This is a genomic window from Afipia sp. GW823-FHT06G09 (genome assembly GCF_058794875.1).
On sequence record NZ_JBXAHF010000003.1, the window covers coordinates 407,501 to 423,083 of the forward strand.

The window sequence follows — 15,583 nt, forward strand, 5'->3', positions numbered from 1 at the left end:
CCCATGGTGTGACGGGCGGTGTGTACAAGGCCCGGGAACGTATTCACCGTGGCATGCTGATCCACGATTACTAGCGATTCCAACTTCATGGGCTCGAGTTGCAGAGCCCAATCCGAACTGAGACGGCTTTTTGAGATTTGCGAAGGGTTGCCCCTTAGCGTCCCATTGTCACCGCCATTGTAGCACGTGTGTAGCCCAGCCCGTAAGGGCCATGAGGACTTGACGTCATCCCCACCTTCCTCGCGGCTTATCACCGGCAGTCTCCTTAGAGTGCTCAACTAAATGGTAGCAACTAAGGACGGGGGTTGCGCTCGTTGCGGGACTTAACCCAACATCTCACGACACGAGCTGACGACAGCCATGCAGCACCTGTGCTCTATGCCCCGAAGGGAAGGTTCCATCTCTGGTACCGGTCATAGACATGTCAAGGGCTGGTAAGGTTCTGCGCGTTGCGTCGAATTAAACCACATGCTCCACCGCTTGTGCGGGCCCCCGTCAATTCCTTTGAGTTTTAATCTTGCGACCGTACTCCCCAGGCGGAATGCTTAAAGCGTTAGCTGCGCCACTGAAAAGTAAACTTTCCAACGGCTGGCATTCATCGTTTACGGCGTGGACTACCAGGGTATCTAATCCTGTTTGCTCCCCACGCTTTCGTGCCTCAGCGTCAGTATCGGGCCAGTGAGCCGCCTTCGCCACTGGTGTTCTTGCGAATATCTACGAATTTCACCTCTACACTCGCAGTTCCACTCACCTCTCCCGAACTCAAGATCTTCAGTATCAAAGGCAGTTCTGGAGTTGAGCTCCAGGATTTCACCCCTGACTTAAAGACCCGCCTACGCACCCTTTACGCCCAGTGATTCCGAGCAACGCTAGCCCCCTTCGTATTACCGCGGCTGCTGGCACGAAGTTAGCCGGGGCTTATTCTTGCGGTACCGTCATTATCTTCCCGCACAAAAGAGCTTTACAACCCTAGGGCCTTCATCACTCACGCGGCATGGCTGGATCAGGCTTGCGCCCATTGTCCAATATTCCCCACTGCTGCCTCCCGTAGGAGTTTGGGCCGTGTCTCAGTCCCAATGTGGCTGATCATCCTCTCAGACCAGCTACTGATCGTCGCCTTGGTGAGCCGTTACCTCACCAACTAGCTAATCAGACGCGGGCCGATCTTTCGGCGATAAATCTTTCCCCGTAAGGGCTTATCCGGTATTAGCACAAGTTTCCCTGTGTTGTTCCGAACCAAAAGGTACGTTCCCACGCGTTACTCACCCGTCTGCCGCTGACGTATTGCTACGCCCGCTCGACTTGCATGTGTTAAGCCTGCCGCCAGCGTTCGCTCTGAGCCAGGATCAAACTCTCAAGTTGGACTTGAAACTTTAAACCGGCTGATCACAACGTTTGACGAGGTCCCACCATTGTTAGCCGAAGCCAACATGCTGTCTGCGATTCACATCGCGAACAACGATGGTGTAACCTTTAAAACGTGTACCGCCGAAGTCTTTCGTCCGGTCCCAACCAACTGAAAAACCGAAGTCTTTCAATCCGCCGAGACCCGCAAGGACTCCGCCGTCCACGTTTCTCTTTCTTCATCTTTACTTGTCAAACAGCCCGAAACCCGAGGGTTTCACTCGCCCATGGCTGGGCGAAAATCTCTGGTGTCTCTACTTAAAGAGACCTCGCAACCTATCCGACGCCGAATGACAACCGACAACTATCGGCTGTTTGTTCACTCGTCTAGGAGAGGAGCTTGACAGGCGCGGAAGCTTGCCTGGGCTGTGGGCCCCGGCGCCGCCGCGCTCAGTGGTCGGGTTATAGGCCCTGCTCTCAGAGCTTGTCAACGCCAATGTCAAAAAATCGTCGCAACGCACCCAAGAAAATCAAATCGCCAAGAAGTCCTGATTTATCAGGGCTTCGCGCCGTACTTGAGCCACATTCCTGCGACGTCCTGCACATGAAATGTGCCTCGGCCGGGCAAATACACGTATAGTTCGGCCCGTCCGGTTCGAAGATTCGGCGATGACTTCGGCGATGACTTGGGATCGTCGTCTGACTTGGGATGAAAAAACATCAGCGAGTGGCGCGGCATTGACGTCAGGCCTGTTTCGCCAGCACCTTGGCGCGCGACAAAACGAGGGTGACGGCAACATAACCAGACGCTATTGGCTCGAAGCTTCTCTCTAGAGGGATACGAGCCTGAGAAGAGCGCACTGGCAGCTCGTTGAGTGACGGCTGAAGAAGACGAAGATTTTCGGCGAAGGCTTGCTACGAGAAGACTTGCGGGGGGAAGGCAGTTTTGAACCACGGGACGTCACGCGGGGGCAATTACGGGCGTGCCGGGATCATTGATCTCGGTCACGAGCCGCCGCTGTCAGTTGATGGTTCGGAAGCCGCCGTTATCGACCGCCGCCGCGTCTCCGTGCAGTGGTTTAGCGGCACGATTCTCACCGGTCTGTGCGGCGCGGCTTTGATCGGCGGCGCCGTTTTCGCGTCGCTCGACGGCGAAATGACCTTCGCCAAGGTTCCCGAGCGCGTCGAAGGCGCGCTGCGCGGAGCATTCGGCGCCAGTGACAAGGGCGCCGTCGCCCGCAAGAGCGATCGCCTTCCGCCACCCAGCGATTCGGCCGCCGCCCGTCAGGTGATTCGCGTCTCGACGGTTGCCCGCGCCGGCACCCGCGACGTGATGCGGGTCCGGCCCTTCGTCCGTATCGCCGGCAACCTGTCGCTGACCACCAGCGATCTGTCCGCCAAGGTTCCAGCCTTTAACGCCCAGCGCATGCTGACCGATGTCGGCTCGGCATCGCCCGCCGACGGCGACGATTCGCAAAATCCCAATGCCGCTGAGCCGGACGCCGAAGTCTCGTTCGTGACGCGCGACCTCGCCCAGGTGCTGCCCCGCGCCAAGATCGCGGCCAGCGTCGCGATCGACGAGGTGCTGCTGCGGGTGCGCGACGCCTCAAGCTGGCGCGGCAACAGCGCCGTCAAATACGCCTCAAGCATGCCGACCGACCTGAAGATGGCCTACGCCGCGGAAGGCACACCGGATCCTTATGCCGGCTTCGAGACCCGGGTGGTTCCGGAAAACGTGACGCTGCTGCCGAAGACCAAGGATCAGATCACCGGCGGCAATCCTTCCAGCGAAAAAATCCACATCGTCAAGAAAGGCGACACCGTCCAGTCGATTTTGCGCGACCTGGGCGCGAGCCCCGGCGAAGCCCTCGCCATCGCCAACAATCTCGGCGCGCGCGGCCGCGACGGCGGGCTGAGGGAAGGCCAGAAGCTGCGCATCATGATGGCGGGCACTGGTCCCGGACTTCAGCGTCAGCAGCCGGTTCGGGTGATCGTCGCCAACGAAACCGCGATCGAAGCCGTGGCCGCCCTTTCGGATCTCGGCAAATACGTCGCCGTCGATCCGCAGAGTTTCAATACCGTCACCGAAACGGCGAACGCCAACGACGATGACGACGAGGATGATGGCACCGGCGTGCGGCTCTATCAGAGCATCTACGAGACAGCGCTGCGCAACAAGGTTCCGGCGACCGTCATCGAGGACATGATCCGCATTTACTCCTACGACGTCGACTTCCAGCGCAAGGTTCAGGCCGGAGATTCGTTCGAGGTGTTCTTCGCGGGCGAGGACGAGACGCCGGTCAACAACGAAAAGACGGAAGTTCTCTACGCCTCCCTCACCGTCGGCGGCGAAACCAAGAAATACTACCGCTTCCAGGCGCCGGACGATTCCATCGTCGACTACTACGACGAGACCGGAAAGAGCGCGAAGAAGTTCCTGGTCCGCAAACCTGTCAGCAACGCGGTCATGCGCTCCGGCTTCGGCGGCCGCCGCCATCCGATCCTCGGCTATACCAAGATGCACACCGGCGTGGACTGGGCCGCGCCCTACGGCACGCCGATCTTCGCATCGGGCAACGGCGTAATCGAAAAGGCCGGATGGGAAGGCGGCTACGGCAAATATATCCGCATCAAGCATCCGAACGGATACGAAACCGCCTACGGCCACATGACCGCTTTTGCCAAGGGCATGGAGCCCGGCAAGCGCGTGCGTCAGGGCCAGGTGATCGGCTTTGTCGGCTCGACCGGCCTGTCCACAGGCGCGCACGTCCATTACGAAATTCTTGTCAACGGCCGCTTCGTCGACCCGATGCGCATCAAGCTGCCGCGCGGACGTTCGCTCGAGGGCCCAATGCTTGCCAGTTTCGAGGCGGAACGCGACCGGCTCGACGGTCTGATCAGCAACCGGCCCGGCGGCAATCGGCCGCAGCCTCAAGCTGCGAAGGGCCAGAAAACCGCGCAGGCCAGCGACCGCTGACCTTTTCCCGTCTTCCGATCCTCGAAACCGGCAGCGCGCCTGAAGTAGATGAGGCGCGAAACTTGTGTATGTTGCCGCTTTCAACAGTGGCACCGGCATCAAATTGCGACCATCAATCTCCGTCTATGTCTTCGGCCTCATTTTCCTGACGGCTTGCGTGGTTTACTCGATCGGTATCGGCGTCCCGGTCTACTGGCACCCTGACGAAATCAGCAAGGCGTCCCAGCTTCAGAGCGGCAACTACAATTTCTATCACCCGCAGCTGATGCTGCGGCTCGCGACGCTGTTCAAGTCGCTGTTCCAGGCAGGTGATTCGACACGCGAGCTCGTCCTTTCCGGCAGGGTTGCCTCGGTCTTTGCGACTGCTGTGGCGGCGACCGCCCTTGGCGTCCTGATGGCGCGGCGCTTCGGATTGATTTTCGGCATCGTGACCGCAGTCCTGGTCGGGCTGACGCCCACCGTGTTCATTCATGCGCGCCATTTCAAGGAAGATGCCACGCTGCTGATGGGCACCGCGCTGACGATGCTCGCGTTGCAGTCCGTCGATATGAACGCCAGCCGGCGAAACATCATTCTCCTCGGTCTCGCTGCGGGGCTCGCAGCATCGTCCAAGTATGTCGGAATCATCATGCTCGCTCCGGCTATCGCCATGCTGATCGCAAAACGCGCGCGCTGGATCGATGCCGGATATTGTTTTGCGGCGGCCGTTCTCGTCTTTGCCGCGATCAACAGCCCCGGCCTGTTCGGCAGATCCAGCCTCAGCACCGGTCTCATGATGGAAATCAATCATGTCATGACCGGCCACAGCGGCATTCCGGGATCCCGGATCACGATGGACAATGTCACGAATTTCTGGCGCAGCATGACGCCGGTGCTCGTCCTGCTCTGGATTGCCGGCATGGCGCTGCAACTGTGGCCGCTGAAGTCTCGCCCCGATCATGGGCGGCCGGCCGTACAGACCATCGACCGCATCATCCTTTTCACGCCATTGCTGCTGCTTGCCATGCTGCAACTCGCGACGTTCTCGGTGTTCCGCTACGTCCTGCCGGCTGTGGCGCTGGCTGTCGTGGCAGCCATCTGGACGGCCGCGTGGGTCATTCACACGACCGGAAATCGCGCCGCACGAATAACTGTTATTGCCCTGCTCGTGCTGGCGGGCGGCGCCACATTGTGGACATTCAGGACGGCGGTTCTCCTCGTCGCTCATGACCCTCGTGCAAGGCTGAGCGCCTGGATTTCCAGCAACCTGCCGCCCGACGCAAAGATCGCGACCGAGTTCTACACCGGCCTGCCCACGGCGGAACGCGTCCGGATCGACCCGACGATTCCAACGATGCCGCAGGAGGTGGCGGCGTCATACGGCCATCTCGGCACGCACGGACTGCACAAGCTTTATGAGATGGGCATCACCCATATCGCTATTTCGAGCACGAATTACGGCCGCTTCTTTGAACAATCGCTTCCGGACGCCCTGATTCCGCCAAAGCAGTTTTATGAAGACGTTTTTGCCCGGTTCAAACCGATCTACGAAAGCCGGATAACCAGCGATGTGCATCACATCGCGACGTCCGATCTCGCCGTCTACGACATCCGGACGCAATCTTCACGCTGAGGCGGAAAAAATAGCCGGGCACATGGCCCGGCTATTTGCATTAGTTCAGCTTGCTCTTCGGCACCGGCGGCATCTCGCTATCGATCTTTGCAAGCTGACCGTTGAAGGTCAGACCTGCATCCGTCGCCGAGACCGCGACGTTTTCACCGTCATGGATGCGGCCGGACAGGATCATTTCCGCCAGCGGGTCCTGCAACGCGCGCTGGATCGCACGCTTCAGGGGACGCGCTCCGTAAGCCGGATCCCATCCCTTTGCCGCGAGCCAATCGCGCGCCTTGTCATCCAGCGTCAGCGTGATCTTGCGATCCGCCAGCAACTTTAACAGCCGCCGCATCTGGATATCGACAATGCGGCCCATCTCGGTCCGCTGCAGCCGGTGGAACAGAATGATCTCATCCACACGGTTGAGGAATTCCGGACGGAAGCTCGCCCGCACCACGGCCATCACCTGATCGCGCACCGCTGACGTATCCTCGCCCTCCGCCTGGCTGACGAGGAATTCAGAGCCGAGGTTCGAGGTCATGATGATCAGCGTGTTGCGGAAATCGACGGTGCGCCCCTGACCATCGGTCAGGCGGCCGTCGTCGAGCACCTGCAGCAGCACGTTGAAGACGTCGGGATGCGCCTTCTCGATCTCGTCGAAAAGGACAACCTGATAGGGCCTGCGCCGCACCGCTTCGGTGAGCGCGCCCCCCTCGTCATAACCGACATAGCCCGGAGGCGCGCCGATCAGCCGGGCAACCGAGTGCTTTTCCATGTATTCGGACATGTCCATGCGCACCAGCGCCGTCTCGTCGTCGAACAGATATTCGGCGAGCGCCTTGGTCAGCTCGGTCTTGCCGACGCCGGTCGGGCCGAGGAACATGAACGAGCCGATCGGCCGGTTCGGGTCCTGCAATCCGGCGCGCGAACGCCGCACCGCAGTCGATACCGCGCTGACAGCTTCGGCCTGGCCGATCACGCGCTCCGCAAGCTGCAACTCCATCTTGAGCAGCTTCTCGCGTTCGCCTTCCAGCATCTTGTCGACCGGAATGCCGGTCCAGCGCGACACCACCTGCGCAACGTGGCTTGCTGTGACCGCTTCCTCGAGCACGAGATTGCCGGCCTTCTCGCTTTCTTCAAGCGCCTTCAGCCGCTTTTCGAGTTCGGGGATCCGGCCATAGGCCAGCTCGCCCGCCTTCTGGAACTCGCCGCGCCGCTGCGCGTCGGCGAGCTCCTGGCGCGCCTGCTCCAGTTCGCTCTTCACCTTCTGGGCATTGGACAGCTTGTCACGCTCCGACTGCCACTTCGCAGTCAGCGCAGCGCCCTTCTCCTCAAGGTCGGCCAACTCCTTCTCGAGCCGCTGAAGACGATCCTTCGATGCCGAGTCGGTTTCCTTCTTCAGCGCCTCCTGCTCGATCTTCAGCCGCACGATCTCGCGATCGATGTTGTCGAGCTCTTCCGGCTTGGAATCGATCTGCATCTTCAGCCGCGCCGCGGCCTCGTCGATCAGGTCGATCGCCTTGTCCGGCAGAAAACGGTCGGTGATGTAGCGGTTCGACAGCGTTGCCGCAGCCACAATCGCGGAATCCGTGATGCGGACGCCGTGATGCAGCTCATACTTCTCCTTCAGGCCGCGCAGGATCGATACCGCGTCCTCGACGGTCGGCTCGGAGACGAACACCGGCTGGAACCGGCGAGCGAGTGCTGCGTCTTTCTCGACATGCTTGCGGTATTCGTCGAGCGTGGTCGCGCCAATACAATGCAGTTCGCCGCGCGCCAGCGCGGGCTTCAACAGGTTGGACGCATCCATCGCGCCATCGGCCTTGCCGGCGCCGACCAGCGTGTGCATCTCGTCGATGAACAGGATGATCTGGCCGTCCGAGCTGGTGACTTCCGAGAGCACAGCCTTCAGCCGCTCCTCGAACTCGCCGCGGTACTTCGCACCGGCGATCAGCGCGCCCATGTCGAGCGATAGCACCTTCTTGTCCTTGAGACCTTCCGGAACGTCACCGTTGACGATGCGCAGCGCGAGGCCTTCGACGATGGCGGTCTTGCCGACGCCGGGCTCGCCGATCAGCACCGGATTGTTCTTGGTGCGGCGGGACAACACTTGAATCGTGCGGCGGATTTCCTCGTCACGGCCGATCACAGGATCGAGCTTGCCGTCATGCGCGGCCTGGGTCAGGTCGCGGGCATATTTCTTCAGCGCGTCATAGGCGTTTTCCGCCGACGCGCTGTCGGCCGTGCGGCCCTTGCGTAGGGCGTTGATCGCAGCATTGAGATTCTGCGGCGTGACGCCGCCCTTGGCGAGCAGCGCGCCCGCGTCACTGTCCTTGTCCGCCGCGAGCGCCTGAAGCAGCCGCTCCACGGTGACGAAACTGTCACCGGCCTTCTCGGCGGCCTGTTCGGCAGCGTCGAAAGCGCGTGCGGTCGCCAGGGCCAGATAGACCTGCCCCGCTCCCGCGCCGGAGACTTTCGGCATCTTGTTCAGCGCATCCTCGGTCGCTTTCAGGATCGCGCGGGAATTGCCGCCGGAACGGTCGATCAGACCACCCGCCAGACCTTCACTGTCGTCGAGAAGCACCTTGAGGATATGCAGGGGCGTGAATTGCTGATGGCCCTCACGCATGGCCAGCGTCTGTGCCGACTGGATGAATCCCTTCACACGGTCGGTATATTTTTCAATATTCATTTCGGGTTTTCCCTCAGCCTGCTGTGTCCGCCCCGAAGGCACGGATCTTAGCATCTTCAATGGGGTTCCGCCGCCGGCATTGACGTTCCTCAATCCGTGGCGGGGACCGGCGTTGCACCGGCCCAGGCGTCATGTGGGAACTGCGGCGCGCCCGCGAAAGAGGCAGGACTGAAAATTCGGCGAAAGTGGCGGGAAATGCCGAATCCGCTTAAGAACCGGGAATGACAAACACCGCCGCGACCCTCCAGACCATCTATCGCTACCCTGTCAAAGGCCTGTCACCGGAACTGCTTGCGAAAACAGCCTTGCAGCCTGGCGAAACCTTGCCCGCCGACCGCCGTTACGCGATCGAGAACGGCCCGATCGGCTTCGACCCTGCCGATCCGAAATACTATCCGAAAATCCGGTTCCTGATGCTGATGCGGAACGAGCGCCTTGCCGGCCTTCAGACCCGGTTCGACGATGCGACCAATGTTCTGACGATCAGGCACAACGATGCTGAGGCCGCGCGCGGCGATCTGGAAACACCCGAGGGCCGCGCCACCATCGAGGCGTTTTTCGTGGAGAACTTCGCGCCCGAGTTGAAGGGGCCGCCGAAGGTTCTCGCGGCACCCGGCCACAGCTTCTCCGACGTCGCCGCCAAGGTGGTGTCCATCATCAATCTGGCCAGCGTGGCCGCCATTGAGACCATCGTCGGGCAGCCAGTCAATCCGCTGCGCTTTCGCGGCAATCTCTATGTCAGCGGCTGGCCCGCATGGCACGAATTCGATTTGCTGGGGAAGGAACTGACAATCGGCGGCGCGCGGCTGAAAGTGAACAAGCGGATCGTGCGCTGTGCCGCCGTCAATGTCGATCCGGTGACTGCCGAGCGCGACCTGAATATTCCGCAGGCATTGATGCAGATGTTCGATCACGCCGATTGCGGCGTTTACGCCGAAGTGATCACCGGCGGCACGATTGCCGCCGGTGATACAATCACAGAACTCAGCTCGACGGCATGACGTAGGCGTAGACCCGCCCGCGCGAATAGGTGGCCTCGGCGACGCGGTGGCCATGGTTGCCCGAGATCACGATCGGATTGCCCTTAGGGTCGATGCCGCTGACGATCCCGACATGACCGCCGCGGCGGCCACGCGACATCACCGCGATGGCGCCGACCTGCGGGCCGGAGATGCGCTGGCCGTAGCCCGCGAACGAACGCGCCATATCGGAGCCGGTGCCTTTGTGGCCGGAACGCTCAAGAACCATGTTCATGAAGCGCGCGCACCAGAGGCTGGAGCGGCCCGTCGGATTTCCGCTGCCAATATAACGCCGCGCTTCCGCGACAATGTTCGAGCCGCCGAAACCACCGAAGCCCTGCGACGTCGATGCTTCCGCAGTGGCCGCTGCTGCGGCGTAGCGGCCACGCCGTGCGTGATGACGATAATGCTTCTTGGCGTGATGCTTGGAAAGGTGAGCGTGGTAGTGACGGCTTGCGCCGTGATGAGGCCTTGCCGAAGCCGGAGTTGCCAGTGCGACGATTGCCACCGAACACAGCGCCAGCGCGGCGCCTCGAAGTGGCAGGCGAAGTTTACGCGATAGAGTCATCCATTAGTCCTCGTGACACCCCCTGTGCCCATCGTTCGCACGCGAACGACATACCGCAGCGCAAAAACCGGCTAGGTGTGACGAGAGCAAGACAGGAAAAGGCGCTCGCGGATTCATTTCGCGGCGATAACGGGATCATTTCACGGCGAGAATGCGAACATACACGGCCACATTGGAGCCGCGAATGTTAACGCGTGCCGGTCTCCTGAATCCGAAGTTCGCTACACTTTGCGGCATTCCCCGGAGCGAACTTTGGATCTAGTCGCGGCGTTTGAGCAGAAACACGCCCTGCTCACCGAACATGTTCCAGAACCACCATGGCGCGTTGAGCCGCAGCGGACGGCCATAAAGATCGAGCGCCACCGCGCGCTCCATCTTGACGTTGATCTCGTCGCACAACTGCACGAAGTCCTTGATGGTGCAGAAATGGATGTTCGGCGTGTCGTACCAGGTCGCCGGAAGGTTGTCGGTGCGCGGCATCTGGCCCTTCACCAGCAACTGGAGCCGCATCTTCCAGTGGCCGAAATTCGGAAACGACACGATGGCGCTGCGCCCAATGCGCAGCAGATTCTCCAGCACCACGCGCGGCTGGCGCGTCGCCTGCAAGGTCTGCGACAGGATTACGTAATCGAACGAATCGTCCGGATAATTGATCAGGTCGGTGTCGGCGTCGCCCTGCACCACGGCGAGTCCCTTGGCGACGCAGCGGTTGACGCCCTCGCGCGACAGTTCGATGCCGCGTCCGTCAACACCACGCGTCTCCAGCAAGCGCAGCAGATCGCCCTCGCCGCAGCCGACGTCGAGCACTTTCGAGCCGGGTTCGACCATCTCCGCGACCAGCAAATGATCGGCGCGATAGCCGTTCTCGGTGACGGGAAGAACAGCGGTCGGACGGAATGTTTGATCCTGGATTGTCATGTTAGCGGCTCGCCGAGGTCAGACCGTGCGCCGACGCAGCCGATTCCAGGAACGCGCGGGAGATTTCGATGAACTCGGGCACGTCGAGCAGGAACGCATCGTGTCCCCTGTCGGTCTCGATCTCCGCGAACGACACCCGGGCGCTGCCGGCATTGAGAGCGTGAACGACGGCCCGCGCCTCCGAGGTCGGAAACAGCCAGTCGCTGGTGAACGAGACCACGCAGAACCGCGTGCGCGTGCCGCGCCAGGCTTCCGCCAACACACCGTCGTGATCGGCGGCGATGTCGAAATAGTCCATCGCGCGCGTCAGGTAGAGATAGCTGTTGGCGTCGAAGCGCTCCACGAACGACGAGCCCTGATGGCGCAGATAACTTTCGACCTCGAAATCCGCATCGAACGAGAACGTCGGCACTTCGCGGTCCTGCAGGCGCCGGCCGAACTTGCGATGCAGCGCCGCGTCGGACAGGTACGTGATATGCGCGGCCATGCGTGCAACGCCGAGCCCGCGGTGCGGATGGGTGCCATCCTCGAAATAGCGTCCGCCGCGCCAGTCCGGATCGGCCATCACGGCCTGACGGCCGAGTTCGTGGAATGCGATGTTCTGCGCCGAATGCCGCGTGCTGCATGCCACCGCCAGCGCGGAGAACACGCGCTCGGGATAAGCCGTGGTCCACTGCAGCACCTGCATGCCGCCCATTGATCCGCCGACAACGGCGAACAGTTTCTCGATGCCGAGATGATCGAGCAGCATCGCCTGCGCGCGCACCATGTCCGGAATAGTGATGACCGGAAAATCCAGTCCCCACAGTTTGCCGGTCGCGGGATTGGTCGATGATGGCCCGGTGGAGCCCATGCAGCCGCCGACCACATTGGCGCACACGACGTAATAGCGGTCGGTATCGATCGGCTTGCCCGGGCCCACCAGTGTCTGCCACCACCCTTGCTTGCCTGTGACCGGATGCACATTCGCGACATGCTGATCCCCGGTGAGCGCATGGCAGATCAGGATCGCATTGGAGCGATCCGCGTTGAGCTGGCCGTAAGCCTGATAGGCGATCTGGAACGGCGTGAGATCGATGCCGCAGTCCAGCCGCAGCGGCTTGTCCGCGCCGAACTGCGCGAGGAGCGACGACGGATGATCCGCCTCGTGCGCGCGCTCGGTGGACGGTGTGTCGCTCTTCAACGGTTTGACATTAACCATTTTGCTACTGGCCTCCTCAGCAGGTCGCGAGACCAACGTCGGAAATCAGGCACAAAAAACCCGGCCTGAAACGAGGTTCGGCCGGGATCACTTACATCCCCGGCCTGTTTAGCGAGTTGTTTAACGTGGCTGCAAGCCGGCCGGCTCAAATGACCACGGAATAGCTAAGTTACTAGTCACGAACAGCCTTTTCGTCAAGCTGCACCGCGAAAACGCAGCCCCTCCCTGCGATCGTGTGAGGCTGGAATTGCCAATGTTTTCTTTGCTTTCGGGCGCTCTCCTGCCTATCAATGCGCCCGACAATCCCGTTTTCGATGAATTCCAGAAGGCCGCCGCACACCGCGTCCGGCCCATGTTGAAGAGATGACCAAGCAACCGCCATCCCTCCAGGACCTGCGCCGCGAAATCGATTCCATCGATGAGCAGGTGCATGAGCTGCTGATGAAGCGAGGCGACATCATCGACCGTCTGATCTCCGTAAAAAAAACGCAGGAAGTCGGCTCGGCCTTCCGCCCCGCGCGCGAGGCCGACATGATGCGCCGCCTTGTGCAGCGTCATCGCGGCATTCTCCCGCTCGACACCGTGGAGAGCATCTGGCGCGTCATCATCTCGACCTTCACTTATGTGCAGGCGCCGTTCTCGGTGCATGCCGATCTGTCCGTCGGCGAATCCGCGATGCGGGATTCGGCGCGATTCCATTTCGGCTTCACCGTTCCGTTCATCCCGCATTTCAACGCCGAAGCTGCGGTCGAGGCGGTGGCAAAATCCAAGGGCGACCTTGCGCTGATTTCCGCCGTCAGCAGCCGCACGCCCTGGTGGCTCGCGCTGGAGCCGGCCAATGCGCCGAAGATCATCGCGCGCCTGCCGTTCGTCGAGCGCGCCGATCACCCCGCCGCGCTGCCGGTGTTCGTGGTGTCGCGCGTCGCCGCAGATGCGATGGTCACCGAGGTCGAGATGTGGAGCGTGCGCGTCTCCGGCTGGAGCGCGGATGTCGCGCGTGCGCTGTCGCCGTTCTCCGAGATTATCGCCGTCCCGGACACGGCTTCCGACGGCGCGGCCCTGCTGATCTCGGTTCCGGGACCGGACGGCCTTGCGAGAATCACCGCCGCGCTGGTCGCGGCCGGAGCATCGGTGCGTTCATCGGCTCTCGTCGGGAGCCATGCAACGCGCTATACGGTGCCGCCTGCCACTACGTCCAAATAGTCTTCTTTCGGAGTTGAGTTGATGTCCCGTCCTGTGCCGAAGCCAGGCATTCTCGATATTGCGCCTTACACGCCGGGCAAAAGCGGCGCCGGGCTGACCGGCCGCGTCTTCAAGCTGTCCGCGAACGAGACCCCGCTCGGGCCGTCGCCGAAAGCCATTGCCGCCTACAAGGCCGCCGCCGATCATCTGGAGGACTACCCGGAAGGCACCTCGCGCGCGCTGCGCGAAACCATCGGACGCACCTACGGCCTCGATCCCGACCGCATCATCTGCGGCGCGGGTTCGGACGAACTGCTGAACTATCTCGCGCACACCTATCTCGGCCCCGGCGACGAGGCGATTCACACCACGCACGGCTTTCTGGTTTACCCGATCGCGACCATGGGCAACGGCGCCATCAATGTGATCGCGGCGGAGAAGAACTACACCGCCGACGTCGACGCGATTCTCGGTGCGGTGACGCCGCGCACCAAGATGGTGTGGCTGGCCAATCCGAACAACCCGACCGGCACCTATGTGCCGTTCGACGAGGTCAAGCGGCTGCGCGCCGGACTGCCTTCGCATGTGCTCCTGGTGATCGACGCGGCCTATTCTGAATACGTCTCGAAGAACGACTATGAGGCCGGCATCGAGATGGTCGCCACCACCGACAACACGGTGATGACGCGCACCTTCTCGAAGATTCACGGCCTCGCATCGCTGCGCGTCGGCTGGATGTACGGCCCTGCCAACATCATCGATGCGGTGAACCGCATTCGCGGCCCGTTCAATGTCTCGACGCCCGCCTCCGAAGCAGCCATCGCATCGCTGGAAGACACCGAGCATCAGAACAGGTCCCGCGCGCATAACGACACCTGGCGCACCTGGCTGACCGATGAAATCGGCAAGCTCGGGCTTGAGGTAACGCCGAGCGTGGCGAACTTCGTCCTGATCCACTTCCCGCAAACGAAGGGCAAGACGGCGGAAGATGCCGACGCGTTCCTCACCAAGCGCGGGCTGATCCTGCGCGCGCTGAAGAACTACAAGTTGCCGCATGCGCTGCGCATGACCGTCGGCACCGAGGAAGCCAACCGCCTCGTGGTCGCGGCGCTTGCCGAATTCATGGGGCAGAAGTGAACACTGAGCCGCTATTCAAGCGTATCGCACTGATCGGCTTCGGCCTGATCGGCGGCTCGATCGCGCGCGCGGCGCGCGCCCAGGGACTTGCCGGAGAGATCGTGGCCACCGCGCGCTCGCCCGCAACCCGTGCGCGCGTGCAGGAACTCGGCATCGTCGATCGCGTGGTCGAGACAAACAAGGACGCCGTGAAGGACGCGGACCTTGTGATCCTGTCCATCCCGGTCGGCGCCTGCGGGCCGGTCGCGGAGGAAATTGCGCCGCATCTCAAGCCGGGCGCGATTGTTTCCGATGTCGGCTCCGTCAAGGGCATGGTGCTGCGGGATATGTCCGCGCACCTGCCAAAGACCGTCCATTTCGTTCCGGCGCACCCTGTTGCGGGCACCGAACATTCCGGCCCCGATTCAGGCTTCGCCGAACTGTTCATCAACCGCTGGTGCATCCTGACGCCGCCGCCGGACGCCGATCCGGCCGCCGTCGAGAAACTCGCGGCATTCTGGCGCGCGCTCGGCGCCAATGTCGAGACCATGGCCGCCGATCATCATGACCTCGTGCTCGCCGTCACCAGTCACCTGCCGCATCTGATCGCCTACACCATCGTCGGCACCGCCGATGAACTGGAAGACGTGACACAGGCGGAAGTGCTGAAATTCTCGGCGGGCGGCTTCCGCGACTTCACCCGCATTGCCGCATCCGACCCGACCATGTGGCGCGACGTGTTCCTCGCCAACAAGGATGCCGTGCTGGAAATGCTCGGGGCGTTTCAGGAAGATTTGTCGAAGCTCACCCGCGCGATCCGGCGCGGCGACGGCGAGGCGCTGTTCGATCACTTCACGCGCACCCGCGCGATCCGCCGCGGCATCGTCAATCTCGGTCAGGAAACCGCCGATCCCGACTTCGGCCGCAAGCACGCGAACCTGCCGAAACCGGAAGGGAAGTAGCTTTCTTCCG

11 protein-coding genes, 1 rRNA gene and 1 riboswitch (1 of these 13 only partly in view) are annotated in these 15,583 nt (G+C 61.8%); of the genes, 6 read left to right on the forward strand and 6 right to left on the reverse strand.

Annotation, left to right across the window (positions count from 1 at the left end):
• Together AC1Q67_RS14365 and AC1Q67_RS14370 are read right to left on the reverse strand one after the other, a co-directional pair.
• Positions 1-1,362 (reverse strand): 16S ribosomal RNA (locus AC1Q67_RS14365) (it extends 125 nt beyond the left edge of the window).
• Positions 1,363-1,415: 53 nt separating this feature from the next.
• The gene (locus tag AC1Q67_RS14370; RefSeq protein ID WP_155848252.1) at positions 1,416-1,571 is read right to left on the reverse strand and encodes a hypothetical protein; all 156 of its coding nucleotides are present in this window, start codon (positions 1,569-1,571) and stop codon (positions 1,416-1,418) included.
• Positions 1,572-2,290: 719 nt separating this feature from the next.
• Here AC1Q67_RS14370 and AC1Q67_RS14375 point away from each other — a divergent pair.
• Together AC1Q67_RS14375 and AC1Q67_RS14380 are read left to right on the forward strand one after the other, a co-directional pair.
• Entirely contained in the window at positions 2,291-4,321 is a 2,031-nt protein-coding gene (locus AC1Q67_RS14375) for a peptidoglycan DD-metalloendopeptidase family protein (protein WP_492236072.1), read from the forward strand.
• Positions 4,322-4,424: 103 nt separating this feature from the next.
• The gene (locus tag AC1Q67_RS14380) at positions 4,425-5,933 is read left to right on the forward strand and encodes a glycosyltransferase family 39 protein (protein WP_492236073.1); all 1,509 of its coding nucleotides are present in this window, start codon (positions 4,425-4,427) and stop codon (positions 5,931-5,933) included.
• Positions 5,934-5,973: 40 nt separating this feature from the next.
• On the opposite strand, the gene clpB is transcribed toward AC1Q67_RS14380, so the two are convergent.
• Positions 5,974-8,607: an ATP-dependent chaperone ClpB gene (gene clpB, locus AC1Q67_RS14385; RefSeq protein WP_492236074.1), complete on the reverse strand. Its 2,634-nt coding sequence runs from the start codon at positions 8,605-8,607 to the stop codon at positions 5,974-5,976.
• 221 nt (positions 8,608-8,828) lie between these two features.
• On the opposite strand from clpB, the gene AC1Q67_RS14390 reads away from it, so the two are divergent.
• On the forward strand, positions 8,829-9,608 hold the full coding sequence (locus AC1Q67_RS14390) for an MOSC domain-containing protein (protein ID WP_492236075.1): 780 nt from the start codon (positions 8,829-8,831) through the stop codon (positions 9,606-9,608).
• On the opposite strand, the gene AC1Q67_RS14395 is transcribed toward AC1Q67_RS14390, so the two are convergent.
• The 3 genes from AC1Q67_RS14395 to metX form a co-directional block, all read right to left on the reverse strand.
• The gene (locus AC1Q67_RS14395; protein ID WP_492236076.1) at positions 9,592-10,194 is read right to left on the reverse strand and encodes an NlpC/P60 family protein; all 603 of its coding nucleotides are present in this window, start codon (positions 10,192-10,194) and stop codon (positions 9,592-9,594) included. The genes AC1Q67_RS14390 and AC1Q67_RS14395 overlap by 17 nt on opposite strands.
• 258 nt (positions 10,195-10,452) lie before the next feature.
• Positions 10,453-11,112, reverse strand: coding sequence for a methionine biosynthesis protein MetW (gene metW, locus AC1Q67_RS14400; RefSeq protein ID WP_024574767.1), 660 nt, complete (start codon positions 11,110-11,112; stop codon positions 10,453-10,455).
• A 1-nt stretch (position 11,113) separates the two neighbouring features.
• Positions 11,114-12,313 (reverse strand): homoserine O-acetyltransferase MetX, encoded by a 1,200-nt coding sequence (gene metX, locus AC1Q67_RS14405; protein ID WP_024574768.1) that lies wholly within the window; start codon positions 12,311-12,313, stop codon positions 11,114-11,116.
• An 87-nt stretch (positions 12,314-12,400) separates the two neighbouring features.
• Positions 12,401-12,480: riboswitch (SAM riboswitch) on the reverse strand.
• Positions 12,481-12,676: 196 nt separating this feature from the next.
• Between metX and AC1Q67_RS14410 the strand changes: the two genes are divergently transcribed.
• The 3 genes from AC1Q67_RS14410 to AC1Q67_RS14420 are packed head-to-tail and all read left to right on the forward strand — an operon-like array spanning position 12,677 to position 15,573.
• On the forward strand, positions 12,677-13,516 hold the full coding sequence (locus AC1Q67_RS14410) for a chorismate mutase (RefSeq protein WP_492236077.1): 840 nt from the start codon (positions 12,677-12,679) through the stop codon (positions 13,514-13,516).
• A 21-nt stretch (positions 13,517-13,537) separates the two neighbouring features.
• A complete protein-coding gene (gene hisC / locus AC1Q67_RS14415) occupies positions 13,538-14,632 on the forward strand; it encodes a histidinol-phosphate transaminase (protein WP_492236078.1) in 1,095 nt (364 codons plus the stop codon).
• A complete protein-coding gene (locus AC1Q67_RS14420) occupies positions 14,629-15,573 on the forward strand; it encodes a prephenate/arogenate dehydrogenase family protein (protein ID WP_492236079.1) in 945 nt (314 codons plus the stop codon). Before hisC ends, AC1Q67_RS14420 begins: the two co-directional genes overlap by 4 nt.
• Positions 15,574-15,583: the final 10 nt, after the last annotated feature.